This window comes from Niallia sp. 03133 (genome assembly GCF_052663225.1).
The window spans coordinates 54470-79699 of sequence record NZ_JBQTCY010000010.1; the positions used below are offsets into that span (position 1 = coordinate 54470).

Below are 25230 nucleotides of genomic sequence, written 5' to 3' on the forward strand. Positions count from 1 at the left end.
TTAACTTCGGAACAAACAAGGATCGACAATGTATGTTAGTTTCTCACTTGACCGTTTCCAAAAATAAGATATTTGCTTGATGTTAAAGCTTTTAGCCCCATTGGACCTCTTGCATGCAATTTTTGTGTACTGATGCCTATTTCTGCACCATATCCAAATTCAAAGCCATCTGTAAATCTAGTGCTCGCATTATGGTATACAGCAGCTGCATCAACTTGTGTCAAAAACAATTCAGCATGTTCTTCCTTTGTTGTAATAATAGCTTCGGAATGTTTTGTTCCATACTTATTAATATGAACGATTGCTTCTTCCACATTCTTAACGACTTTTATACTGACTTTTAATGCAGAGTATTCTGTATACCAATCTTCTTCTGTTGCTATTTGAGCATTTTCCCAAACAGAACAAACTTGCTCATCTCCATAAATCTCTACTTCCTTATTGGAAAGTGCTTCAAGAAGCTTGCTTCCAAATTGCTTGAACCATTTTTCGTGAATCAAAATCGTTTCAATCGCATTGCAAACAGAAGGACGCTGTGTTTTTCCATTTATACATATAGATAAACTCATCTCAACTGCTGCTGATTCATCGATGAAAATATGACAGTTGCCTGCACCTGTTTCAATTACAGGAACGGTTGCTTCTTTTACTACTGTATCTATTAAATTTTTTCCGCCGCGAGGGATCAGAACATCTAAATATTCTTTTAAATGAAACAGCTCCTTAGCTGTTTCTCTGCTTGTATCTTCAATCAGCTGTACAGCATCAATTGGTAGTTCAGATTTCTCTAAAGCTTTGTGAATGGATTTCACAATCGCTTGATTAGAATAAGCTGCAGTAGAACTTCCTCGTAAAATAACAGCATTTCCCGTTTTAATGGATAAGGTAGCAGCATCAACCGTTACATTTGGCCTTGCTTCATAAATCATTCCCATTACTCCGATTGGCACAGTTTTTTTCACTATTTTCAAGCCGTTTTCTTTGTTGATTTCCTCTAAAACATGTCCTACAGGATCGTCTAATTTCATCAATTGCTTGATGGCTAGAGCCATATCCTTAATTCTTTTTTTATTCAGCATAATGCGATCCAACACAGATTCTGAAAGTCCTATATCCTTCCCGCTTTTCAAATCTTGATTATTTTCAGTTATTATATAATCTTGATCTATTACTAGCTGTTCACTAATTAACAGAAGAGCCTTATTTTTTTCTAGTGTAGAAAATCTTGTCATTTGTAGACTTGCCTGCTTAGCAGCTTTTCCTTTTGTTTGTATTTCGCTCATGATTAAATCCCCTTTTTATTAATTTTTCACCCATTTATTTCGATGGATAACCTCTGTTGTTAAAAATAAATTCGTTTCTTTATATTCCGTACTTTTTTTGCCGATAATTTGTTGAAGCTCCTCTGAAGAATAAAGGACTTCTCCTTTTCCGATTACTCCATATTGTCCAATTACTTCGACAACATTGCCTTTTATAAAATTACCTTCCATTTTATAAACTCCTGCTGGAAGCAGACTGCTTCCATTCTCCATTAAAGCTTTTTCTGCTCCTTTATCTACATACAAACTGCCTTGAACAGTGGAATGCAATGCAATCCATTGTCTATTATTGTTAAGAGCTGTTAAATCATCTGATCCAATATACGTACCATCCCCATTGCCCTCCATTATAGAAACAAGTTTCTCTTCTCCACTGCCATTTCCGATAAACACCTTCACGCCTAATGAAAGAGCTGTTTCAGCGGCAACCAATTTTGATTTCATCCCGCCGGTTCCAACTTTTGAACCCGCTCCTTCCGCACCTTTCATTAAATCTTCTGTTATTTCTGTAATTTTATCGTATCTTTTTGCATCTGGGTTATCTTTTGGATTACTGTCATACAAACCATTTATATCTGTTAATATAATTAATTGCTCTGCATGAACAAGACCGCTCACAAGTGCTGACAACATATCATTATCTCCAAATGTCAACTCCTCTACGGAAACTGTATCATTTTCATTAATGATAGGAAGAATGCCTCGTTCTAATAATTCCGTAAGAGTAGAATAAGCATTTCCATATCGTTCACGTTTAGAAAAATCATTTCTAGTTAATAAAATTTGTGCAGGTGTAATTTGATGTTGTGTAAAAAGCTCAATGTAGCTTTGTATTAATAAGCTTTGACCAACAGCTGCAGCTGCTTGTTTTCCTTTTAAAGTAACAGGTCTTGATGGATAGCCTAATTTGGTAAAACCAGCTGCCACTGCACCAGATGAAACCAAAATGACCTCATATCCATTTTTTTTAAGTACTGCAATACTTGCAATATGATCATGTAATTTTTGCTGATCAATTTCCCCTTTTGTATTCGTTAACGAACTGCTGCCTATTTTTACAACAACTCTTTTACTTTCCATAATAAATCCCCCTATTAATTAGAAAAGCGCAGGGCGCCTTGAACATTGCTGTACAATCCCGGATATCTGTCTTTAATACCATGTTGCGATTCACCAATAAAAAAAACCCTTTTCATCCTATAAAAAGGACGAAAAGGGCTTTTTCCGTGGTACCACCTTCATTGAATAATTAAAATAATTATTCCACTTTGTCTGATAACGCCAGATAACGCCTATGCTTTACATAGGACTCAAAAGGCAGGTTCTGCGTCTTTTCCGTTATGAAGTCTTTCAGCTTATAAACTTCACTCTCTTTTACGTAAGCTTTCCGCATACTATTCCTTTGTCCACGTTCCATAATTTTTATTATGTCAGGCATCCTGATATCAATGCCAATTATACTTTCTTCTCACCTTACAACACTATTTTATCCCACTCTTATCGGGCAGTAAGACCCCCACCTCAAGATATTGAGGAATCAAGGTCGCCACTTCCTGTGACAACGTTTGTGTGATCCACATCCTGTGAACCTTTCCATCAGTGGGAGAAAGAAATCCCCCACTGATGGAAAGGTTCACTTTATTATTTTTCATTATATCAGGTTTTTTATTTGTTTCAATTAGTTTTTACGTTTTAAGTGATATTTAATTTCCAAAGGGCGAATGCTGTTTTTGTCTGAAACCTCCATGTAGAATAACTCCTGTTTGTATACTATGTCCACCCTATTTCAAACCTTAATTTTTCACTGCGTATTCGCTGTTTAATGCCCATTTTCTAATTGCATTCGCTACGCCATTTTCCTCATTTGTAAAAGTAGTGACATCTGCCGTTTCTTTCACGACCTCTTGAGCATTTCCCATGGCAACCCCAAGGCCTGCTTCTTTAATCATGCTAATATCATTTAGACTGTCTCCTACTGCCATCACTTGATCCATTGTAATATTCAATCTCTCGCAAACGGTTTTTAATCCTCTTGCTTTATTGATGCCCAATGCATTTACTTCAATATTAACAGGAGATGAATTGCTTATTTCAAATAATCCTTTTTCATGTAATTCTTTCATCACATTTGCACGAATTTGATCATCATCAATATGAAAACCAAATTTCAACCATTCTAAAGTGGAAATATCCTCTGGCATATTATCATTCCATACTTGGTCACAACTAATTGCCCACGTTTTTGCTTTATGTTTTTTGGAAAGATCATACATCCACTGTATGTTCTCTGCTTCCACCAAGTTTCGTTCAATTAAATTTCCTTGCCAATCCCAAATTTCACTTCCATTTACTGTCACTAAAAAAGTTTTCAGCAGCAAACTTTCCGCATGGTCCTTGCACGTGGCAATCGACCTTCCTGTACTCAGCACAACATGTATGCCTTTATCTTGCGCTTCTTTAATTGCTTTTCGATTTTCTTCCGGTATTTCTCCTTTGTCATTTAATAATGTTCCATCCATGTCTAGTGCAATTAATTTAATTGTTGGATATTTTTTTACTTTGCTCATTTTATTTGCCCTCCTAATGCATTTTTCAAATAGTAAATTCACATTATGTATAAAACAGCTTTTTCTTGCCTTTCATCACCATAGTATACCTTTTGTCTTACAATATGCTAACTATTCTGTTAGTTTTACATTTTCTTAACGTTTTAAACAAAATAGACAACTTTATCCCACGCTTAACGGGCTGTAAGACCCCCACCTCAGGGAGGCCGAGAAACCGAGGAAGCTAGGTGGTGGATAACAGCCCGTAAAGGTCCGATAAGTGCAACTAACCATCAGTGGGGATGAGGAACCCCCACTGATGAAAGTTTACTTTATAATTCCCCTAAAATAAGGGGAACAAACTTCTAACTTTTACCTATGTACTTATCGAATTTTTTATATCCAGTCGCTTATGTGAAAAAATACTGTGAAGAATCATTCCAATTACAATCAGAATCATTCCAAACAAGGAAATCATCGATGGCAAATCAGCGTGAAGAAATAGAATTTCACCTAATAATGCAAATAGTACTTCAAAAGACTGGGTAGCTTCCACCGCTCCAAGTTTTTGCATATCATCTCGTACTAAATCTGTTGCAGCAAAGAATAAAATCGTTGCGAAAACTCCAGAAAATAGAGCAACAATCACAGACTGTATTAGTTGATTTTCTTTAGGAAATCCAACCGTCCATAGACCATAAAATGATAATAGGAACCAAAACGGAAGACTAGCAATCGTCATTCCAAGCACTCGCTGATAGGCGTCCAGTCTGCCATTACAAACCTCCATCATCTTCCGATTTCCAAGCGGGTATGCAAAAGAAGCGATCACAATAGGAATAAAGCAAAGCAATGTGTTTATCAACGATAGTTCCATTGCATACTCCACTTGCATCAAGATAATTCCTGCAACAATTAAGAGGGAAAAAGATAAAGTGTTATATGGAATTTTTTGACGAGTAAGACTAGTTACCCCTGTTGGCAATGTCTTTTTTTCATAAAAAAATGGTGTCAGAAGCGTACCAGAAATGATAGTCAGCTGCCATGTTCCCGCAACAAGCCACCCAGGACCATATTCGGATGCAAAACAAATAAAAGCGTAAAAAATGCCAAAACCAACTGAACTCCAAACAAGCCATGGAATCGGATTCTTCTTTAATTCCTGCCAAACAGGAGGAAGCTTGCTTCTAAATAATACAAGGAGGATTAAGAGAGGCACCATAAAAAAATATCGCAGCGACGCGCTCCAAATCCAACTTCCACCACTAATTTTCATTGATTGATTTAATACAAAAGTAAAAGCGAAAAAAAACGCCGCTAATACCCCTAAAACAAGTGAACGCATAAGATATATCTTCTCCCATTCTTTATTTATCCAACACAGCGTACTGTACATGCTGTTATTTCATTATAAATGTTCTGTATTTTTATTTATATCAAAAAAACGAAAACAGTTGATGTTTTCGCCACATGCTGTTGACAAACACTCGACTTCTTCGTTTTTCGCTCCGAATTACAATCCTAATCTACCAGCCTTATTGTAGAGTTGCATAATTAATGCTGATATTGCACACGATGTAGATTCGCAAAAATACCGTTCTTATTCAGAAGTTCATCATGTGACCCTTCTTCTTCAATTCCATTCTCTGTTACGACGACAATCCTATCTGCATTTCTTATTGTTGCTAGTCTATGCGCGATAACTAAAGTAGTGCGGTTTTTTGCTAATTCGTTTAAAGATTTTTGAATAATTAGCTCTGTTTCGGTATCAAGAGCAGAAGTTGCTTCATCTAAAATAAGTATCGGAGGATTTTTCAAGAACATGCGTGCAATGGCAATCCGCTGTTTTTGTCCTCCAGACAGTTTTAATCCTCTTTCGCCAATTTGTGTTTCATACCCGTCTGGAAGCTTGCGAATAAGGTCTTCTAAATGAGCTCGTATTACTGCAGCTTGAATTTCTTCATCCGTCGCATCCAACTTCCCATAAGCAATATTCTCTTTTAAAGTACCTGTAAATAAAAATACATCTTGTTGAACAATGCCGATTTGCGACCGTAGTGAAGTGGTTGTCATATTGCGTATGTCAATGCCATCTATCGTAATGCTGCCGCCATTTACATCATAAAAGCGTGGAATCAAAGAACAGATTGTCGTTTTTCCAGCCCCAGATGGGCCAACAAACGCAATCGTCTCCCCAGCTTGTATCGATAATTTAATATTTTGTAAAACAGGATAACTCGGATCATAGCCAAATGTGATATTATTCAGCTTTATATTTCCTTTAAGTGAAGGAACCTCTATTGCATCCTCCGTTTCTTTTATATCGGGTTCGGTATCCAATAACTCAATAAATCGTTTAAAACCAGCCATTCCCTTTGGATATAACTCCAATAAAGTACTAATTTTATCAATCGGCTTTTGCAGTATGTTTACATACAGAATAAACAAGACCAGTTCACCATTCGATAAATGATTATTAAAGGTTAACCAAGCACCATACACAAGTACGACTAGTGTAAAAAAGCGCATCAGCATATAAACGGAAGAAGAAGTAAGCGACATTACTTTATAGGCTCCTACCTTTGCTTTTCTAAACCTTCTATTATTAACCGAAAAACGAGACATTTCATAGTTTTCATTTGTAAATGATTGGACAACCCTTACCCCGGAAACACTGTCTTCCACACGAGCGTTTACATCCGCAATATCCCCATACATGTTTTTCCAAGCGTTGTTCATGCTTTTATTGCAATAAGTAATAAGCACAACAAGTACTGGAACAATAAATATAACAATAAGAGCTAGTTTCACATTAATAGTTAGCATGACCCAAAAAGCACCGGCAAAGGTCATTATGGCAATAAATAAATCTTCTGGTCCGTGATGCGCCAATTCGCCAATATCAAATAAATCATTTGTAATGCGGCTCATAATATGTCCCGTCTTCGTATTGTCAAAAAACTTAAAAGACTGCTTTTGAACATGATTAAATAATTGGGAGCGCATATCTGTTTCGATATTAATCCCTAATTTATGCCCCCAATAATTTACGATATATTGAAGATATGTACTAACAAAATATAAAGCAAGCAGTCCAATGCTAACGGAAACAATCGAATTCCAATTTCCTTCCGGAAGCATTGTATCAATAAACCAAGAAACTGCAATCGGAAAGGCAAGTTCTAATATAGCAACTACAACTGCACTGCTAAAATCTAAAATAAATAATTTTTTGTGTGGTAAATAATAGGTAAAAAAACGCTTAATCATCTACTTTCTCCTTTTATAAATGAATTAGATGCTATGAATCTCCTTTCTATTTATTTTTAACACTACAAATAAAATAATGTGAAAAAAGAATTTCTTTATTTGAGAATTATTATTAATTATATCCGCCACTTGTAAGAGGTTCAATATAAAATATTTATATTCCCGAAATACTTTTCCATTTTTCTTCTTTTTTGTATCTACAATTCTGCATATTCAGAATTGTCAAGGATATTAATAAAATAAAAACCTGTATTTTTATCATTTTTTAGAGGGATTTTTAATTCGGATATTGAAATTGTTTATAACGTCGAAATAGTAATTAATATTTTAATAAAATTTAGCGTATTACCGATTTATTTGCCTCATTTTGTTTTTTATTATCGAGTATTGGTTAAAAAAAGGAGCGTGGTTTCATTGGATTATCATTTGTTAACGTTTGTTACCGTTGCTGAAAAGCAAAACTTTACAAGAGCTGCTGAAGCACTCCATATTACCCAATCTGCCGTTACTCTTTCTGTCAAAGCATTAGAAAAAAAATATGATGTAAAATTTTTTGACCGGACAAACAAATATGTGCGTTTAACAAGTGCTGGAGAAATTTTGTACCAGCATGCAAAAAAAATTCTAACTGAATACGAACAAGTGGAAAGATTAATGGAAGACACAGCTGATGCTGCGAGTGGTCCATTAACGATTGGTTCCAGCTATACATTCGGGGAATATTTACTGCCGAAATATATAGCGGATTTTATCCAAGAAAACCCCCTTATTGATCCAAAAATATCAATAAGAAATTCCAGTAGAGTTATATCACAGCTTTTAAGGGGTGAACTTCATATTGGGATTATTGATGGAACAATAGAATATCATCCAAATCTAAGTATTACTCCTTTTGCAAAGGATGAAATGGTTGTCATTGTGGATAAAGATCATGCTTTTGCGAAAATGGATGAAGTAGACTTAGAAGATCTTTATGAAGAAACATGGATTATTAGAGAAGAGGGATCTGGAACGAGACAAATTATTGATCAACTTTTTACAAAGTTTGCATTTTCTCCCCCTGTATTACGATCCTTTGGAAGTACACAAATTATAAAGGAATCAATCGAAGCAGGCTTGGGAATTTCTATTGTTTCCAAATTTGCCATCCAAAAGGAACTGCGTATGGGAACCATTCACCCGCTCCGTATAAAGAACAATTTAATTACGCACGACTTTTCCTATGTTCTTCCTAAAACAGGATTTCTCCCCCGTTCAGTTGAATTGTTTCTAAAGAAACTGCAAGGAAAAAAAATAATAGCAAAACAGATGATCTGCAATTAGATCGTTTCCGTTTATCTTCAAACTCGCTTTCTTTGCCTATACTGCTATTATGTACTAGTTAAAATAGGCAATGACACAAATCAAAAGTGTTTGATCTACCATGATAAAGTTCAACTAACCATCAGTGGGGGTTTTCTTCATCCCCACTGATGGTTAGTTGAACTTATCGGATCTTTACGGGCAGTTATCCCCCACCTAGCTTCTTCGATTCCTCAGTATCACCGAGGTGAGGGTCTTACTGCCCGTTAAGAGTGGGATAAATAGGCTGTGTTTACTTTGGCCTGTTTTTATTTAGTATGTGAAAGCACGCTCTATATCAAATCATATTCCATTCTTTTCGCTGTTCGTTTTTTCGCCTCTTCTCCCAGCAATTTTTCCACTAAGTGAAAGGACATAGCAATACCTGCTGATATGCCACCTGAGGTGATAATTTTTCCCTCATCAACAAACTTCACCTCTTTTATTACATCCACCATTGGAAATTTCCTCTCCATTCTTTCATAGGAAGCCCAGTGTGTAGTAGCTTTTCTTCCGTTTAATAGACCAGCTGTGCCTAATAGCAATGCACCAGTACAAACAGAAGTGGTATATTCTGTACGTTGATCTTGTTGTTTTATCCAAGCAATGACATTATCATTATGTATTTCTGTCTGTCTTGCTCCCGGACCTCCTGGCACGATTAAAATATCAAAAAAAGGTGCATTTTGAAAGGAATAAGTCGGAGTTACCTGCAATCCATTTCTTGCTGTTATCATTTTTCCAGTTTCGGAGACTGTTTCTACTTTAAATGGTTTTATCTCCAGCTCTTCTGAAAAACTTGTAATAGATAACACTTCGAAAGGACCTGCAAAATCCAATACTTCAACATCATCAAATAATAAAATGCCAACTGATCTCTGTCTCAAAATTTCAACCCTTTCCCTCATAGTGATTTAAAAATAGCACCATATGCAATTCATCGAAATACTGGCAATTAACTTTTAAAGCCCTTTTTTCCATGCCTATCGTGGTGAATCCTATTGATTCGTATAATTGAATCGCTTTTTCGTTGGTAGAAACAACGGCTAATAGCAGCTGTTCTATATCATACATTTTTGCAATTGAGATAAGGTTTTCGAGCAATACTCGCCCAATCCCTCTTCCTCTATAGTCACTTTCTACGAAAAAGGAAAGAACACTGCCTTTATGTTTGATTTTTATGTATACTTCTCTTTGCAGCGTGATAGCGCCAATTAATTGATTGCGATGAAAAGCCCCTAATGTAATTCGACTAGGATCCTTTAGCTGCATGATTACTTTTTTTATTGGCTGTGATTTATTTTCCTCTTCTTCAATAGTAACTAAAAACGCATGTGGATTTTGCCTTAATGTCTTTAGTCTTAATTGCCAATATAATTTAGCATCTTTCGTTGTTAAAGCTCTTATATTCACACTTCCACCACACTTCAACATGATGATTTAATCTATGTATTTTTTAATCTTTTATGCTAATAGAAGCATACTCTTACTATATATAATTAGTTGATTTTCTTCCCTAACTTTCCCCCCTTCTTCTTTCTTGTATAATTTATTTCCATAAATATGCGTTCATCCCTGCTTTTTTATGATTATTATTCTTTTATTTCTATTATTATGGAAACATTGTAGTAACTTTACTAGGATGGCATTCTATAAAGTGAACCTTCCATCAGTGGGGGTTTTACTGCTCGTTAAGAGTGGGATAGAAATAGCGTGAAGCCAGCCTCCTATCATAGAGTCAAGTTTCACGCTTTTAAAAGAATACATCTATTTTACATTCTATAAGCTTTTAAGTCGTTTTTCTACCAACTATATTATTATTGCTTTGTAATGTGTAGTTAATTGCTATTATGCTCTACCGCTGTTTTTTTGCTTGCATCAATTAGCTGCTTTATTCCTTCGAGATCATTTTTATGAAATAGATCTACGATTTTGCTTCCGACAATTACTCCATCACAATATTGAGTCATGTTCTGTACATGTTCAGGAGAAGATATTCCAAAGCCAGCTAATACCGGAATTGGGCTTACTTCTTTTACTTTCAATAAATGAGCCCCTAAATGTTCTTGGAAGGCTGCTCTTGCACCTGTTATGCCTGTAACCGTTACGGCATAAAGAAACCCATTTCCTTTTTTAGCAATTGTTTCAATTCGCTCAATCGGACTTGTTAAAGTGACGAGACGGATTATTTCCACTTGATATTGATTGGCAAAAGACAGAAGCATATCCTCTTCTTCAACAGGCAAATCCGGAACAATAATGGCATTAATTTTTGCCTTTTCACAGCTTTGAAAAAAGGCTTCAATACCGAAAGCTAAAATTGGATTGATATACGTCATAAACACTAGCGGAATAGAGGTGGAGTCTCTAAAAGACGCGATTGCTTCAAACACCTTTTTTAATGTTGTTCCAGCTTTTAGTGCACGAATGCCGGCAGCTTGGATAATTGGACCATCTGCAACCGGATCAGAGAAGGGAATTCCTACTTCTATCGCTGTGGCTCCTGCGGATTCTAAAAACTTGATTTTTTCTTCTAAGGTTTCCAGTCCGCCGTCTCCTGCCATAATATATGGCACAAATGCTTTATCTCCTCTTTGTTTCACTTCTGCAAATGCTTCAGCAATTGTCAACATTATTTATCCACTCCCATCTTTTCCATTACAGTGTTAACATCCTTATCTCCTCTGCCCGATAAACATACGATAATTCCTTCGTCCTTTTTCATCGTCGGAGCTAATTTTAGTACATAAGCAATAGCATGGGCACTTTCTAAAGCCGGTATAATCCCTTCCAGCTTGCATAATAATTGCAATGCTTCAAACGCTTCATCGTCTGTAACAGATTCATATTGAACGCGGCCAATATCATTCAGATAACTGTGCTCTGGGCCTACACCTGGATAATCCAACCCTGCTGAAATGGAATGTGCTTCTTGAATCTGCCCATCTTCATCCTGCAATAAATACATATAGCAGCCATGTAAAACTCCTGGTTTTCCTTTTGTTAATGAAGCAGCATGTTTTTCTGTATGAAGTCCGTGTCCAGAAGCTTCGATGCCGTACATTTTCACATCCGTGTCTTCAATAAATGGATAAAACATCCCCATCGCATTGCTTCCTCCGCCAATACAAGCGACAACTGCATCTGGAAGTTTATTCTCTTTGTCTAAGTACTGCGCTTTTGATTCTTTTCCGATCACACTTTGGAAATCTCGTACCATCATTGGAAATGGATGTGGACCTAATACAGACCCTAAAACATAATGTGTATCTTCTACGTTTGTGACCCAATAGCGCAATGCCTCATTGCAGGCATCCTTTAATGTAGCACTACCAGAAGTAACGCCAACTACTTTAGCTCCAAGCAGTTCCATTCGGAATACATTTAATTTTTGTCTCCGAATATCCTCTTCTCCCATAAAAATCGTGCATTCTAAATTAAGAAGGGCACATGCAGTAGCAGTAGCAACCCCATGCTGACCTGCTCCTGTTTCCGCAACAACCTTCTTTTTGCCCATTTTTTTTGCCAACAGCGCCTGCCCTAATGAATTGTTGATTTTATGTGCGCCTGTATGGTTTAAATCTTCTCTTTTTAAATAGATTTTTGCTCCATTTGTATGTTTGGTTAAATTTTCTGCAAAGTATAATGGTGTCTCTCTGCCAACATAATCTTTTAATAAATCGTCCAACTCTGATTGAAATACCGGATCATTGATTGCTTCTACATAAGCATTTTCCAGTTCTATGACGGCTCTCATTAATGTTTCAGGAACATAGCGTCCGCCGTACACACCATAATGGCCTTTTTGATCTGGAAATGAATATTTGGTTGTCATTTGTATATCCTCCTATTGCTAGCTATGTACAGCTATTTTATTTAAAAATACTTGGATTTTCTGCAAATCTTTTTTTCCGTCGGTTTCTACTCCACTGCTTACATCGACCATATAAGGATTTACCATATCAAGCGCCATTTCTACATTATCCTTATGAAGTCCTCCGGCTAGGATTACTTTTTTTCCATGAAAGTCATAATTTTTAACAATATTCCAATCGAAAATTTTTCCGTTCCCGCCATGATATTTCTCTCTTGGGCTGTCTAGAATAACATAATCACTTGAAAAGTCAGCAACTGCCCGCAAGTCATCCTCTGATTGTATACTAAAAGCCTTTATTACCGGCAATGTAAATTGGGCGGCGAATTCACTCGACTCATCACCATGAAGCTGAATCACATTAATGCCAGAAATCTTGACTATTTCGTCAATGGTATCTTTTGTTTCATCTACAAAAACGCCGACTTTCCATATTTCTTTCGGCAAGGCAGCAATAATTTCTTTTGCATCTTCAGGGCTTATTTTTCGTTTACTTTTTGCAAATACGAATCCGATCGCCTTCGCACCATGCTCAACTGCACATAACGCTGCTTCTTTATCCGTAATGCCGCAAATTTTTGCCTTCATCTGGTCACAACCTTAAATTGTTACTTTCATTTGTTTTAATGTTTGTTCTAAATTAGAGCTTTTCATAAACGTTTCCCCAACTAAAATGGCATTTGCTCCTGCTGCAACTACTCTTTTAATATCATCCATTGTGGCAATTCCACTTTCACTGACTAAATAACTGCCGTTCTGTTTTATCATTGGGGCTAGACGCTCTGTTGTTTCTAAAGATACTTCAAATGTTTTCAAGTTGCGGTTATTTACTCCAATTAATGGTGCACCAATTGCAATAGCCCGTTCTGTTTCTTCTTCATTATGCACTTCCACCAGCACTTCCAAATCTTTGCTTCTTGCATAATCAAATAAACTTTTTAATTTCTCATCATCTAATGCTGCAGCAATTAATAAAATTAAGTTTGCTCCATATTGTTTTGCAAAATCAATCTGAATCGGTTCAATAATAAAGTCTTTGCAAAGAATAGGCACATTAACAGCCGATCTAACTGTTTGTAAATCGTGAAAACTTCCTTTAAAAAAAGGAGTATCTGTTAGGACAGAAATAGCGTCAGCACCAAATTGTTCATAGTTTTTTGTCTGTTCTGTTGGATCCAAGTGGATATTAATATCACCTTTTGACGGCGATGCTCTTTTAAATTCTGCAATAACGGAAAGTGTATCTGTATTGGCAAGATGATTAATAAAAGAAAATTGTTGATGATTCACAACAACTTCCAATTCATCTTTTCTATTGTGCAATTGTTCTAAAAATGTATATTTTTCTGTGATTATCTTATCTAAAATTGTCTCCATTATATCCCTGCTTTCTGAAGCTTTCCGCTTTTCTCCACTAATTTTTGTAATTTTTCATAGGCAGCGCCTGATTCTATGCTTTCTTTTGCAAGCTCTACACCTTTTTTAATCGTATCAGCCCGACCGGCTGCAAAAATGCCAATTCCAGCATTTAATAAAACGGTATCAAGGTACGCACCTTTTTCTCCTTTTAGCACCCGCAGTAATATATCCGCATTTTCTATGGAATCTCCTCCACGGATTTTTTCATTAGAATAGACTGGAAGGTTTACATCGTTTGGATGCAGAACATGCTTATTAATTGTACCATTATTTAAAATAACTAGCTCATTATCCCCTTGTAGTGAGGCTTCATCCATGCCTCCAGCTCCGTTCAGCACCACCGCTCTTGTTCTACCCAATTTTTTTAACACTTCTGCAAATAATCCAGTAAAGTCTTTCCGGTAAATTCCCAAAACTTGCGAATCGAGATTGATTGGATTCGTTAAAGGACCAATTAAATTGAAGATAGTGGGTATGCCTAACTCTCTCCGTACCTTCATGATTCTTCCCAACTTTGGTTGAACATGCTGTGCAAACAGAAATGTAATTCCGACTTCTTCCAGTTGTTCTTCATTTTGTTCTGGCGTCACATCTAATTTAATGCCCAGATGCTCCAGTACATCCGCACTGCCTGTTTTACTGGATATACTGCGATTACCATGCTTTGCAACAGGTATTCCGGCTCCAGCCAATACAAATGCTGACGTACTGCTTATATTAAAACTTTGGGATCCATCTCCGCCTGTACCGCAATTATCCATGCATCCTACTATGGAATTTTTAAAAGGAAGGGTTTGTTCCCTTACTGCATGCACAATTCCAACAATTTCATCTGCACTTTCTCCTTTTATTTTTAAACTTGTAATAAAAGCAGAAATTTCACTATCGGTAATCGCCTCGGAAAACAGTTGTCTCGCTGCCGTGATCATTTCTTCTTCTGTCAACGATTCTTTATTCATAAGCTTTTGTAGATATTCCCTCATTTTATAACCTCCTTTTTCGTTTCTTGAATAAAGTTAGTTAAAAGTTGTTTTCCAGTTTCCGTGCCAACAGACTCTGGATGAAACTGAAAGCCGTATAAGGGATATTCTTTATGTTTAATTGCCATGATTTCTTTATCGTCATCAGAATAAGCAAGCACTTCAAATTCTTTTGAGAGCGTTTCTTTTTTTATCACAAGGGAATGGTACCTCATTACCTCTACCGGCTTTTGCAGACCTTTAAAAACAGATGTGTTAGTTGTAGTTAAATAAGAAGTTTTTCCATGCATAATATTCTCGGCTTTTACAACTTCTCCACCAAATGCATATCCGATGCCTTGATGTCCTAGGCAAATTCCTAAAATCGGAAATTCTTGATGCAGTTCTTGAATAACACGAATTAAAATACCTGCATTTTCTGGTCTGCCAGGTCCCGGCGATAAAACAATCCGATCAGGATTTAACTGTCTAATAGCGTCAATGGAAATTTTATCATTTCTAACTACTTTTATTTCTTCTCCTAATTCTCCTAAATATTGAAATAAATTATACGTAAAAGAATCATAATTATCTATTAATAATATCATCTGCTACCCCTCCAAAAATACTTTTAGTTTATGAATGGTTTCGTCATATTCTTTTTCTGGAATGGAATCATGCACAATACCAGCTCCCGCTTGAATGTATGCTGTATTATCCTTAATAACCATTGTACGAATTGCTAATGCAAAGTCCATATTTCCATTTTTCGAGAAATAACCAACAGCTCCTGAGTAAATCCCTCTTTTTGTTCCTTCTAATTCATTGATAATTTGCATTGCACGAATTTTGGGAGCACCTGAAACCGTTCCAGCAGGCAGGATGGATATGAGAGCATCAACATTCGATTGATTTCCTTTCAGCTCTCCGCTTACTTCGGAAACGATATGCATAACATGTTTGTATTTTTCTATTTTTAAATATTTCTCCACTTTCACACTGCCAAAGTGGCTTACTTTTCCTACATCATTTCTTGCTAAATCTACCAGCATTTTATGTTCAGCAAGCTCTTTTTCATCTTGCAGTAAATCTGCTTCTAATTCTTTATCCATTTCAGGTGTTTTTCCTCTTGGTCTAGTGCCGGCAATAGGATTCGTTATAATTTTCCCATTGCTTGCTTTAATAAGACTTTCCGGTGAACTGCCAACAATTGCGTATTCTTCAAAATCTAAAAAGTACATATACGGCGATTGATTTTTAATGCGCAGCTTTCGATAGTAGGAAAAAGGTGAACCATTTACATTTGCTGACATTCGGTGTGATGGAACAACCTGAAAGATATCTCCTTCCAAAATATACTCTTTTGCTTTTACTACTTTTTCCATATATTCTTCTTTTGTCATATGGTCTTGAAAGGAAGATACATTTACTTCTTCTTTTTTTTCTACAAAAGGTGCAGTTAACTCTGCTTTTCTTTGCTCTATTTTTGCTTTAAGCTGTTGTTCCGTTGTTGTATCTGTTAATGGTGTAGCCACCAAATATATTATTTGTTCTAAATGATCAAAAATAATCAAATCTTCAAAAAATAGCAAGTGAACGTCCGGAATTCCCAATTCATCTTTTGCTTCTTCTCCGATATCTTCATATTGTCTGATAATATCGTACCCGACATATCCGACTGCTCCTCCGTTTATCGGAAGTTCAAATGGCAAATCCACCTGTTCATCAGGCAATAATTTCTTTACAAGCGATAATGCCTGTTCTTTTACTTCTTCTTTTTTATCTCCCCGAACAATAATAGAAGACGAACCGTTTCCAATTAATTCGAAAGCAGGATTACTTCCTATTATGGAATATCTTCCTGATTTTTCATGCTTAAGGGAGCTTTCTAATAAGAATTTTTTATTCCCTGTTATTCTTTGGTAAATGCTAATTGGCGTTAGTAAATCGCCATCTATTTTTTCAATAATTAATAATTGACTATTTGTTTTTAACATGTTATTTCCTCCTTATTTCAGCTAAAAAAAAAGTCCTCTATCTGAATATCTTCATAAAAGATACAGATAGAGGACGATTAGTAACCGCGGTACCACCTCATGTTAGAGTGTTTTTGACACTCTCCCTTTTCGAGTACAACTTAAATAGTATACTCTATCCTTTTAACGGTGGAAACCGACGTACCCTACTATCATTTCAAGTACACACTCTTAAGTCCATTCTGCTGCAAGGTTGTATCGGTTCCCACCAATTACCGACTCTCTATGACAACTTATTGCAGCATACTACTCTTAATCAACGTTTTGCGTATTTTAAATATTTTAAAGAAATACAAAAAGGGCTCTCTCCTATAAAAAGGACGAGAAACCCGTGGTGCCACCTTCATTAGCTTAATAATAAGCTCACTTTAAGGAAAACTTTACACATCAGTGGTGTAAAATTTCCGTCTCTTGTAACGACGAGACTTTCGCTAAATCCTACTTCTAAAAAGTTTCGGTTTAGAGGCTCAGAAGTCCATTCACTTTTATATCTACACTGATTTGCACCATCCATCAGCTCTCTTTAGTTTCCATAAAAGTTACTACTCTTCGTCATAGCCAATCACTATGTTGATTTCATCATAGTTAATTTCCATAAAAAAGTCAAGAGGTTTATTATTTTTTTTGCAAAGCTTTTTCAAATCTGTTTTTCCAATCAACTGCAAGAGCATCTAAGAGCATTACTTTTTTGATTTGCTCCTTATTCTCTCGGTCCAGCAGCATTAATTTCGTTGCATCCCAGACAGAAATGTCTTGCTGCTTTCTTTCCATTAAAGTAAAAGATGAATCAGCTGTTACAACTCCCTCTTCCAGCACCTTTAAAAAATAGCCAGTAAAGCAAGTTTCCACTATTCTATTTAAAAATGAATCAACATGATTAAATTTTGAAATGATAGAGCATGGAATCCTTCCTTGCGTCACTTGAACCACTGCATTGCCCAAAGAAAAAATATCGCCAATATACGTATTTTTTTCCAAAAATCCACTAGTACAAATATTTTCTCCAAACGCAGGAGGAGATAATTTTACACCAAATTCTTGTTCCCACTGATCATAATGCTCAAATGGATAAAAACAAACCGCCCGTTCTGGTCCACCATGGAAAGTTGGATTTGCCACTTCATCCCCTACAAACCCATCAAAAGTTAATAACACTTCTTCCTTATTTGATTTTCCTATTGCAGATGTATATGTTTTTTCTTTCCATTGATGAGATGCTGGCTTCCCTATACTTAATGTAATAATTTCACTCAATTTTTCTTCCTCCATTTAAATAGTATGATTTATTTTACCATAGAAATAATAGAAAAACGCATACATTAGAAATACACTTTTACAAAAAGACCATTTATTCCCATTGCAATTGATTAGTAATTTGCCATGTATTCGTACATATTAAAGTTAGCTAACTTACAGAAAGCAAGGAGATAAGCAAAAATGGAACATATTAATGACAAAAAAAATTTTCTTAATCTTTCTACTGCGAAAGACGCTAATCAAAAAGCGAAAAACGATGAAGTGAAAGTCTCAAAAATGTCCGTCTTATCCATTTCATCCATTCCTCTTGTAATGACATTAGGAAATAGCATGCTTATTCCTGTTCTACCATCAATAGAAAAAAAATTAACTATTTCTTCTTTTCAAGTTAGTATGATTATTACTGTCTACTCAATCGTTGCTATATTGTTAATTCCTGTTGCAGGATATCTATCCGATCATATTGGAAGAAAAAAAGTCATCATTCCAAGCCTTATTATAGCTGCTGTCGGAGGGGGCATTTCAGGAATTGCTGCATGGATGCTGGATAATAGTTATTGGGTCATTCTTATCGGCAGAGCACTTCAGGGTGTTGGTGCTGCCGGCGCTTTTCCCATTGTATTGCCATTAGTTGGGGATATGTTTAAAAAAGAGGAAGAAGTCAGCAGTACGTTAGGAGTTATTGAAACAGCAAATACATTTGGAAAAGTGTTAAGTCCTATTATTGGAGCAATACTTGCGGGGTTTATTTGGTTTATCCCTTTTATGTCAATACCAGTATTTTGTTTGCTTTCTATCTTATTAATTTTAGCATTTGTCAAAGTACCAGCCAATCAAAAGAAACCATTGCCTTTTAAAGAATTCATTTCCCATACAAAAGAAGTGATCAATAAAGATAAAAAATGGCTTTATGCTATCTTTTTCATTGGCGCAATTATCATGTTCATCTTATTTGCTGAAATGTTTTATCTTTCCGATATTTTGGAAAAAAAATATCATATTAAAAACATAAAAAAAGGATTCTTCCTCGCGATTCCATTAGGTCTATTATGCCTAACTTCTTTTATAACAGGTAGAAAAATCAAACAAGATCAAAACTTAATGAGATGGATCACTATAATTGGCATTATTGCCATAATAGTAGGAACCATCGCCCTTAATTTCACAGAAAATATATGGTTTATTGTTGCTTGTCTAACCATTTCTGGAATCGGCATTGGCGCTAGCCTTCCTCCGTTGGATGCTCTAATAACAGAAGGAATTGAAAAAGAAGAAAGAGGAACGATTACTAGCTTGTATAGTTCGATGAGATTTATCGGAGTTGCTGCAGGACCTCCATGTATGGCGTTATTATTAAAACATGCAGATCAGATTCAATTTTATTTATTAAGTGGAATAACCATGTTGTCCGTACTTGTTGCATTTTTTCGTTTAAAACTGCCACCATCATCCAAAGCCTAAAACAGATTCGTTTTATACATTGCCAACATTATAAAGCCCCAAAAGCTTGAGCTTTTGAGGCTTTTTTAAAAGATAAGAAAGTATAAGTTTTCTGAAGTCTGACAAGTGTCTAGCGCAGGCACCCTATCGACTTCAACGCTTCCCTCACCTCGCTTGCGTAGTCAACATCGACGCTTGCGTTCTTCGTGTTTCCTTTATCTCTTCAAGGAACACAAAACTAAAACCGCCACGTCCTTATGTCTTCGTTTGTGTAATCCACATCCTGTGGACCTCAGCTTATTCTGTCGATTGAGCAAGGGCGCTTGCGCTTTTCTTAATTATTTTTTTGTTGAACTGGTTTTTTAAGAATTCCAAGTAATACAGCACTAACAACTGCTCCAATTACGATGGATAATAGATATAATAACCAGCTTCCATCTACAAGGCCGATAACAAAGACACCGCCATGAGGTGCTCTTAAACCTATATCGAAAAACATCGATAAACCGCCTGTTATCGCAGCTCCAATTGCGACAGACGGAATAACACGAAGTGGATCCGCTGCTGCAAATGGAATGGCACCTTCTGTAATAAAAGATAATCCCATAATATAATTTGTTGTACCTGCATCTCTTTCTTGTTTTGTAAATTTGTTTCTAAAGAAAGTTGTTGCTAATGCAATAGCAAGTGGTGGAACCATTCCTCCAGCCATGATAGCTGCCATTGGCTCATATACACCGTTTGCGATTAATCCTGTACCAAATACATATGCTGATTTATTAATTGGGCCACCCATATCAATCGCCATCATTCCGCCGACAACTATTCCCAATAACACTGCATTAGCAGTTCCTAAACCGGCAAGCCAGTTTGTTAGACCTGTATTGATTGCACTTACTGGATCATTAATAACATACAACATTAACATTCCGACAATAAAGATGCCTAAAACCGGATATAAAAGAATCGTTTTAATACCTTCTAAAGATTGAGGTAATGTTGATAATACTTTTTTCAATCCTACTACTACATACCCTGCTAAGAAACCTGCAATTAATCCGCCAAGGAACCCAGCCCCGCTTGAAGCTGCTATCATACCTCCAACCATACCAGGAGCAAATCCAGGACGATCTGCAATGCTCATTGCGATAAATGCTGCCAGTACTGGCACTAATAAAGCAAATGCATTCGTTCCGCCGATTTTCATTAAAGCAGCTGCAAATTCATTATAAGTAGGATCTTCTGGTTTAAAAGAGTTGTAGCCAAACATAAAACATATAGCTATTAATATACCGCCGCCGACTACAAATGGAAGCATATTGGAAACACCATTCATTAAATGTTTGTAGATGCCTGTTTTTCCTTTTTCGCTGCTTTCTCTGGAGCTTGAACCACTTCCACCTTGATAAACAGGAGCTTCCTGTTTTAATGCTTTTTCAATTAATTCCTGCGGTTTTCTAATTCCATCTGCAACTGGTGTTTCTAGGACATGCTTCCCTTTAAAACGCTCCATTTGCACTTTAGTATCTGCAGCAACAATAACAGCAGTAGCGTTTGCAATCTCTTCTGAAGTCAGAACATTTTTTGCACCGCCTGATCCGTTTGTCTCTACTTTAATATCCACGCCAAGCTCAGCTGCTTTTGCTTTTAATGAATCCGCCGCCATATAGGTGTGGGCAATCCCAGTTGGACAAGCTGTTACAGCAACTATAAAATTCTTTTTGTCGGCAATATTTTGTTCTTCTTCTTCCTCTTCCACATCATAGCTGTCAATAATATTTACTACCTCTTGCTTTGTTTTTGCAGCAAGCAGTTTTGCACGTACTTCTTCTTTTAACAAGATAGTAGATAATCTGGACAATGCTTCTAAATGGGTGTTGTTTGCACCATCTGGAGCTGCAATCATAAAGAATAGATTTGCTGGCTGTCCATCTAATGATTCATAATCTAAACCGGATTCGGACCGGCCAAATGCAATCGCAGGGTTTTTGACCGCTTTCGTTTTTGCATGGGGAATGGCAATTCCTTCACCAATTCCTGTGGTACTTTGTTCTTCCCTTTTTAATATAGCTGCTTTATATTCTTCTTTATCTGCTAATTTCCCTGCAGAATAAAGTATATCAACTAATTGATCAATTGCGTCAAGTTTCTGTTTTCCTTCTATATTTAAAAGGATAGTTTCTTGCGTTAATAATTCTGTTATTCTCATCAGATAACGCTCCTTTTTTTATTATTCGGGGAGCAGCCTCCCTAGTGGAAAGCTATTCGAGACGCTCCAGCATTTTATTTAATTACTACTTGCGGCAATAAAGAATCCACTATTTCTTTTGTGCATAAACCAATGGAGAATGCTGTTGCACTTCCAGAAGCTACACTGTAGCGAAATGCTTCCCTAATATCCTGTGTTTCATGATATTTCGCAAGGAAGCCAGCAACCATGCTATCACCAGCCCCTACAGAGCTTTTCACTTCACCTTTAGGGACGGTGCTTATGATTGTTTCGTGCTCGTTAATCAATACTGCTCCATCTCCTGCTAGGGAGACAATCACATTTTGAGCACCTTGTTCTAACAGTTTTTTTCCATAAGGAATAACTTCCTCTACGGTTGTAATCGTTGTATCAAACAATTCTCCTAATTCATGATGGTTCGGTTTTATAAGAAATGGATTATATGGAAGCACTTTATTGAGCAGTTCTCCTTCTGCATCGACAACAAATGAAATATTTATATCATGACAAATTTTTACTAGTTCTTCATATGTTGTTTTCGGCAGAGTAGACGGGATGCTTCCGGCAAGAACCAATAAATCGTCGGAAGTTAATTTACTAATCTTCTGCTTCAACTCGGCAAATTTTTCTTCTGAAATAACTGGGCCATTTGCGTTCAGCTCTGTTTCAGAATCTGCTTTTACTTTTACATTTATCCTTGTATCTTCCTCAACTTCTACAAAGCTTGTTTCAATATTTTCTTTCTGTAATTGATCTACAATATAATTGCCTGTAAATCCTCCAACAAATCCTAAAGCCTTGCTGGATACTCCCATTCGATTTAATACCCTGGAAACATTAATTCCTTTGCCGCCTGGAAATTTACTAGTATTTCCAATACGGTTTAATTCTCCAAGTTTCACTGTATCTAATTCCATGATATAGTCTACAGAAGGATTCAATGTTAATGTGTAAATCATACTTTCACAACCTTTATACTAGTTTTCCGTAAATACTTTTCACTTGCTTCTTCCTCAATATGATTGGTAATTATAACGGCATCGCTAAGATCGGCAATTTTAGAAAAATAAACTTCTGAGAATTTGCTGTTATCTGCAATCACAAATGCTTCACTCGACAGTTCCATTGCCAGCTTTTTCACCATCGCTTCTTCTTGATCAGGTGTAGTATACCCAGACTCTGGATGAATTCCATTTACACCCATAAAACACTTATCAAACCGATAATTATATAAACTGACTAAAGCGCCTCTGCCGACAATTGCGTTTGTTTTTTCTTTCACTAAGCCCCCTAATATATAAGTGCAAATTCCTTTTTCTAAAAGAGGCTGCATATGCATCAATCCATTGGTTACAACAACAATATCCTTTTTCTCGAGAAAAGGAATCATTTCTGTAACAGTTGAACCTGCATCCAAATAAATACTATCTCCATCTTTTATAAAACTTGAAGCATAGGAGGCAATTTGTTTTTTTTCTTGAAGATTTTTAGAAGATTTTTCACTCATGCTTGGCTCTGTCCGTTTCCCTTGCAGCCTGGAAGCACCTCCATGAATTCTTTTTAAAAAACCTTCTTGTTCCAAAAATGTTAAATCACGCCTTATTGTTGATTCAGAAGTGGATGTTCTATCTACGAGTTCCTGAATTTTAATCGTGTCTTTCTCTTTAATTAATTGTAAAATCAAGCGATGTCTTTCTGGTGTTAACATATTTCCACATCCTCTTCTTTTTGAGTATGTGTTATGCCCCCTGTAAAAATAATACTGCAAACGGTTTCAATATACAAGCATTTTCTTTCAAAATCATCCAAAAAAAATCATTTTCCGCTAATTTGTGAACGTTTTTTGTCATTTGCTTTTATTCCATTAACAAGAAAGGATAAAAAAGCAGGACATAAAGTTAACTTTACCCTATTTCTTGACGAATTATGTTTTCTTTTGTTGTATTTATCCTTTCCTTTCTCCTATAATAGATATCAGCCTGACTTAAATTATACGAAAAGGATTTATAAAATGAACAAAATTTCCTATTATTATTTAGAACTTATTAAAATAATTCTAACGAGCATTGTGCTGTTTGCATTATTTGGTTCCATCAATGACATCATTATTAAATTAATTTCCGGCTACACATTTCCAGATATGAGTTTTTTAAAAGGACATTCTAAATTAATGCTATTTTTTTTACTGCAGTATCTAGGCTTTGGTCTGATTGTACTTGTTTTGTATAAAAATATCATTCAATTTATTGGATTCAAAAAACAAAAAACCGGTAGAAAACTAACTGATTCCTGGACAAAAAAATTAAGCTTTTTCTCAATCATTCTTATTGTTTTGTTTTATATTGTTTTATTGTTCTACTAGATTCTTCCTATATGCTGTTTCGTTTTTAAGCAGAAAACAATTGCGATTTGGAAGAGAGTATGGTGCTATCAAATCAATATATAGATGATGGATATTTTTATATCACTATATATAGTAATGAATATTTCCATATATCCAAGGTCTCTTTTTGCGCTTCCCATGAAGCGACTTTTTTTTGCATAACCAAATAAAAAACCGGAAATTGTCCAAAAGCAAAGTCCAACAACAATGACAGATAGATTTACATCTTTCCTCTTGGAAAAACGGCTAAAAAACAACTTATTATTTACGTTCTACATCATCTGAAAAAGAAGATTGCGACTCTTGTTCTAGTTAATAACTTAATAATATAAGTATAAGTAAAAGCACAGCAACCTTAAGTAATATTGCTGTGCTTTTCGAAATATCCCATACAAGTAACAAATTCATGTGGATAAAAAGCAAAGGGAGTGCAACCTAATCTCAGAAACAGTACACAAAAGACCGATACGTTAAGAGTTGGATAAATAGGAGGATAGAACAATAATATGGAAAAATGCATATTAATTCGAAGCATATTTCGTTTCAAAATCTTTTTTAAACATACAATAATAATAGGACGTAACCAATTTATTATTCAACAATGGCAAAATCCCTTTCTTCTGAATTCTATAGGTAAATCCGCATTTTTCATTTACTCGTTTTGATTTATAATTATAGTCGAAATGTCCACACCAAATTACATCTAAGTTTAATGTTGTAAATCCATAATGCAGCAATCGTTTAACCGCCTCTGGTACTATGCCATTTCCCCAATATTTTGGATTTAGTGCATAGCCAATTTCTCTTTGTTTTAAATGTGCAAGTGAAATGTCAGGTTTTCTTTCATGGATGCCAATACTGCCAATCACTTTATTTTCATCTTTTAAAACAATCGCATATGTATGATTATTTGTCAGAAATAACTTAATGATTTCTTTGCTTTCTTCCTCGCTTTTATGCGGCGCCCACCCTGCATAAGGTCCAACCAATTCACTGCATGCATATTCATATAAATCTTTACTATCTGTTTCTTTCCATCTTCTTAAAAGCAATCGCTTTGTATGCAAAACATCCATTTTTATTCATCCCTTTCACTCTTCTACTTGTTAAGAAAAGACGCTGGCTTTTAATTTCCACCTGTTCAGGGGAATCA

22 protein-coding genes and 3 other annotated features are annotated in these 25230 nt (G+C 35.8%); of the genes, 3 read left to right on the top strand and 19 right to left on the bottom strand.

Annotated features, from left to right (window positions below; all coding sequences use genetic code 11):
* Window positions 1-35: 35 nt before the first annotated feature.
* The 5 genes from ACTYBU_RS14965 to ACTYBU_RS14985 all read right to left on the bottom strand — a co-directional run bounded on the left by ACTYBU_RS14965 (window position 36) and on the right by ACTYBU_RS14985 (window position 7138).
* Window positions 36-1283 (bottom strand): glutamate-5-semialdehyde dehydrogenase, encoded by a 1248-nt coding sequence (locus ACTYBU_RS14965; protein ID WP_445490966.1) that lies wholly within the window; start codon window positions 1281-1283, stop codon window positions 36-38.
* 18 nt (window positions 1284-1301) lie between these two features.
* The gene (proB, locus tag ACTYBU_RS14970) at window positions 1302-2402 is read right to left on the bottom strand and encodes a glutamate 5-kinase (protein ID WP_445490968.1); all 1101 of its coding nucleotides are present in this window, start codon (window positions 2400-2402) and stop codon (window positions 1302-1304) included.
* 121 nt (window positions 2403-2523) lie between these two features.
* Window positions 2524-2740: a binding site (T-box leader), on the bottom strand.
* A gap of 375 nt (window positions 2741-3115) precedes the next feature.
* A complete protein-coding gene (locus tag ACTYBU_RS14975) occupies window positions 3116-3889 on the bottom strand; it encodes a Cof-type HAD-IIB family hydrolase (RefSeq protein ID WP_445490970.1) in 774 nt (257 codons plus the stop codon).
* A 355-nt stretch (window positions 3890-4244) separates the two neighbouring features.
* Window positions 4245-5213 carry a DMT family transporter gene (locus ACTYBU_RS14980; protein WP_445490972.1) on the bottom strand — a complete coding sequence of 323 codons (969 nt, stop codon included), beginning with the start codon at window positions 5211-5213 and terminating at the stop codon, window positions 4245-4247.
* 209 nt (window positions 5214-5422) lie between these two features.
* Window positions 5423-7138 (bottom strand): ABC transporter ATP-binding protein, encoded by a 1716-nt coding sequence (locus ACTYBU_RS14985; RefSeq protein WP_445490974.1) that lies wholly within the window; start codon window positions 7136-7138, stop codon window positions 5423-5425.
* A 414-nt stretch (window positions 7139-7552) separates the two neighbouring features.
* On the opposite strand from ACTYBU_RS14985, the gene ACTYBU_RS14990 reads away from it, so the two are divergent.
* A complete protein-coding gene (locus tag ACTYBU_RS14990) occupies window positions 7553-8461 on the top strand; it encodes a LysR family transcriptional regulator (protein WP_445490976.1) in 909 nt (302 codons plus the stop codon).
* A gap of 311 nt (window positions 8462-8772) precedes the next feature.
* Here the strand turns inward: ACTYBU_RS14990 and ACTYBU_RS14995 are convergent, their stop codons facing one another.
* From ACTYBU_RS14995 to ACTYBU_RS15040, 10 genes are all read right to left on the bottom strand, one after another.
* Window positions 8773-9369: a DJ-1/PfpI family protein gene (locus ACTYBU_RS14995; RefSeq protein ID WP_445491184.1), complete on the bottom strand. Its 597-nt coding sequence runs from the start codon at window positions 9367-9369 to the stop codon at window positions 8773-8775.
* A gap of 1 nt (window position 9370) precedes the next feature.
* Complete coding sequence (locus tag ACTYBU_RS15000) at window positions 9371-9892, bottom strand: GNAT family N-acetyltransferase (RefSeq protein ID WP_445490978.1); 522 nt, start codon at window positions 9890-9892, stop codon at window positions 9371-9373.
* Window positions 9893-10317: 425 nt separating this feature from the next.
* On the bottom strand, window positions 10318-11112 hold the full coding sequence (trpA, locus tag ACTYBU_RS15005) for a tryptophan synthase subunit alpha (RefSeq protein WP_445490979.1): 795 nt from the start codon (window positions 11110-11112) through the stop codon (window positions 10318-10320).
* Window positions 11112-12314 (bottom strand): tryptophan synthase subunit beta, encoded by a 1203-nt coding sequence (trpB, locus tag ACTYBU_RS15010; protein ID WP_445490981.1) that lies wholly within the window; start codon window positions 12312-12314, stop codon window positions 11112-11114. Before trpB ends, trpA begins: the two co-directional genes overlap by 1 nt.
* An 18-nt stretch (window positions 12315-12332) precedes the next feature.
* A complete protein-coding gene (locus tag ACTYBU_RS15015) occupies window positions 12333-12941 on the bottom strand; it encodes a phosphoribosylanthranilate isomerase (protein ID WP_445490982.1) in 609 nt (202 codons plus the stop codon).
* 12 nt (window positions 12942-12953) lie between these two features.
* The gene (gene trpC / locus ACTYBU_RS15020) at window positions 12954-13730 is read right to left on the bottom strand and encodes an indole-3-glycerol phosphate synthase TrpC (RefSeq protein ID WP_445490983.1); all 777 of its coding nucleotides are present in this window, start codon (window positions 13728-13730) and stop codon (window positions 12954-12956) included.
* Window positions 13730-14755, bottom strand: coding sequence for an anthranilate phosphoribosyltransferase (gene trpD / locus ACTYBU_RS15025; protein WP_445490985.1), 1026 nt, complete (start codon window positions 14753-14755; stop codon window positions 13730-13732). Before trpD ends, trpC begins: the two co-directional genes overlap by 1 nt.
* Window positions 14752-15339, bottom strand: coding sequence for an anthranilate synthase component II (locus tag ACTYBU_RS15030; protein ID WP_445490986.1), 588 nt, complete (start codon window positions 15337-15339; stop codon window positions 14752-14754). The genes trpD and ACTYBU_RS15030 overlap by 4 nt, the downstream gene beginning before the upstream one ends.
* A gap of 3 nt (window positions 15340-15342) precedes the next feature.
* The gene (trpE, locus tag ACTYBU_RS15035; protein ID WP_445490987.1) at window positions 15343-16728 is read right to left on the bottom strand and encodes an anthranilate synthase component I; all 1386 of its coding nucleotides are present in this window, start codon (window positions 16726-16728) and stop codon (window positions 15343-15345) included.
* 66 nt (window positions 16729-16794) lie between these two features.
* Window positions 16795-17036: a binding site (T-box leader), on the bottom strand.
* Between the two features lie 44 nt (window positions 17037-17080).
* Window positions 17081-17332, bottom strand: a binding site (T-box leader).
* A 50-nt stretch (window positions 17333-17382) separates the two neighbouring features.
* On the bottom strand, window positions 17383-18021 hold the full coding sequence (locus ACTYBU_RS15040) for an MOSC domain-containing protein (RefSeq protein ID WP_445490989.1): 639 nt from the start codon (window positions 18019-18021) through the stop codon (window positions 17383-17385).
* A gap of 183 nt (window positions 18022-18204) precedes the next feature.
* Here ACTYBU_RS15040 and ACTYBU_RS15045 point away from each other — a divergent pair, with 183 nt between their 5' ends.
* Entirely contained in the window at window positions 18205-19485 is a 1281-nt protein-coding gene (locus tag ACTYBU_RS15045; RefSeq protein ID WP_445490991.1) for an MFS transporter, read from the top strand.
* Window positions 19486-19798: 313 nt separating this feature from the next.
* On the opposite strand, the gene ACTYBU_RS15050 is transcribed toward ACTYBU_RS15045, so the two are convergent.
* From ACTYBU_RS15050 to ACTYBU_RS15060, 3 genes are all read right to left on the bottom strand, one after another.
* On the bottom strand, window positions 19799-21673 hold the full coding sequence (locus tag ACTYBU_RS15050; protein WP_445490993.1) for a PTS fructose transporter subunit IIABC: 1875 nt from the start codon (window positions 21671-21673) through the stop codon (window positions 19799-19801).
* A gap of 74 nt (window positions 21674-21747) precedes the next feature.
* A complete protein-coding gene (gene pfkB / locus ACTYBU_RS15055) occupies window positions 21748-22653 on the bottom strand; it encodes a 1-phosphofructokinase (RefSeq protein ID WP_445490994.1) in 906 nt (301 codons plus the stop codon).
* The gene (locus tag ACTYBU_RS15060) at window positions 22650-23402 is read right to left on the bottom strand and encodes a DeoR/GlpR family DNA-binding transcription regulator (RefSeq protein ID WP_445490995.1); all 753 of its coding nucleotides are present in this window, start codon (window positions 23400-23402) and stop codon (window positions 22650-22652) included. Before ACTYBU_RS15060 ends, pfkB begins: the two co-directional genes overlap by 4 nt.
* A gap of 303 nt (window positions 23403-23705) precedes the next feature.
* Here ACTYBU_RS15060 and ACTYBU_RS15065 point away from each other — a divergent pair, with 303 nt between their 5' ends.
* On the top strand, window positions 23706-24056 hold the full coding sequence (locus ACTYBU_RS15065) for a hypothetical protein (RefSeq protein ID WP_445490997.1): 351 nt from the start codon (window positions 23706-23708) through the stop codon (window positions 24054-24056).
* 542 nt (window positions 24057-24598) lie between these two features.
* Here the strand turns inward: ACTYBU_RS15065 and ACTYBU_RS15070 are convergent.
* Complete coding sequence (locus ACTYBU_RS15070) at window positions 24599-25153, bottom strand: GNAT family N-acetyltransferase (RefSeq protein WP_445490998.1); 555 nt, start codon at window positions 25151-25153, stop codon at window positions 24599-24601.
* Between the last annotated feature and the right edge of the window lie 77 nt (window positions 25154-25230).

Excerpts from the sequence above, each read along its gene's own strand:
- ACTYBU_RS15060 (WP_445490995.1), bottom strand. The coding sequence starts at position 23,402 with ATGTTAACACCAGAAAGACATCGCTTGATTTTACAATTAATTAAAGAG.
- ACTYBU_RS14965 (WP_445490966.1), bottom strand. The coding sequence starts at position 1,283 with ATGAGCGAAATACAAACAAAAGGAAAAGCTGCTAAGCAGGCAAGTCTA.
- pfkB (WP_445490994.1), bottom strand. The coding sequence starts at position 22,653 with ATGATTTACACATTAACATTGAATCCTTCTGTAGACTATATCATGGAA.
- ACTYBU_RS15050 (WP_445490993.1), bottom strand. The coding sequence starts at position 21,673 with ATGAGAATAACAGAATTATTAACGCAAGAAACTATCCTTTTAAATATA.
- ACTYBU_RS15030 (WP_445490986.1), bottom strand. The coding sequence starts at position 15,339 with ATGATATTATTAATAGATAATTATGATTCTTTTACGTATAATTTATTT.
- ACTYBU_RS15015 (WP_445490982.1), bottom strand. The coding sequence starts at position 12,941 with ATGAAGGCAAAAATTTGCGGCATTACGGATAAAGAAGCAGCGTTATGT.
- ACTYBU_RS14985 (WP_445490974.1), bottom strand. The coding sequence starts at position 7,138 with ATGATTAAGCGTTTTTTTACCTATTATTTACCACACAAAAAATTATTT.
- trpA (WP_445490979.1), bottom strand. The coding sequence starts at position 11,112 with ATGTTGACAATTGCTGAAGCATTTGCAGAAGTGAAACAAAGAGGAGAT.
- trpD (WP_445490985.1), bottom strand. The coding sequence starts at position 14,755 with ATGAGGGAATATCTACAAAAGCTTATGAATAAAGAATCGTTGACAGAA.
- proB (WP_445490968.1), bottom strand. The coding sequence starts at position 2,402 with ATGGAAAGTAAAAGAGTTGTTGTAAAAATAGGCAGCAGTTCGTTAACG.
- ACTYBU_RS15065 (WP_445490997.1), top strand. The coding sequence starts at position 23,706 with ATGAACAAAATTTCCTATTATTATTTAGAACTTATTAAAATAATTCTA.
- ACTYBU_RS14975 (WP_445490970.1), bottom strand. The coding sequence starts at position 3,889 with ATGAGCAAAGTAAAAAAATATCCAACAATTAAATTAATTGCACTAGAC.
- trpB (WP_445490981.1), bottom strand. The coding sequence starts at position 12,314 with ATGACAACCAAATATTCATTTCCAGATCAAAAAGGCCATTATGGTGTG.
- ACTYBU_RS14980 (WP_445490972.1), bottom strand. The coding sequence starts at position 5,213 with ATGCGTTCACTTGTTTTAGGGGTATTAGCGGCGTTTTTTTTCGCTTTT.
- trpC (WP_445490983.1), bottom strand. The coding sequence starts at position 13,730 with ATGGAGACAATTTTAGATAAGATAATCACAGAAAAATATACATTTTTA.
- trpE (WP_445490987.1), bottom strand. The coding sequence starts at position 16,728 with ATGTTAAAAACAAATAGTCAATTATTAATTATTGAAAAAATAGATGGC.
- ACTYBU_RS15070 (WP_445490998.1), bottom strand. The coding sequence starts at position 25,153 with ATGGATGTTTTGCATACAAAGCGATTGCTTTTAAGAAGATGGAAAGAA.
- ACTYBU_RS15045 (WP_445490991.1), top strand. The coding sequence starts at position 18,205 with ATGGAACATATTAATGACAAAAAAAATTTTCTTAATCTTTCTACTGCG.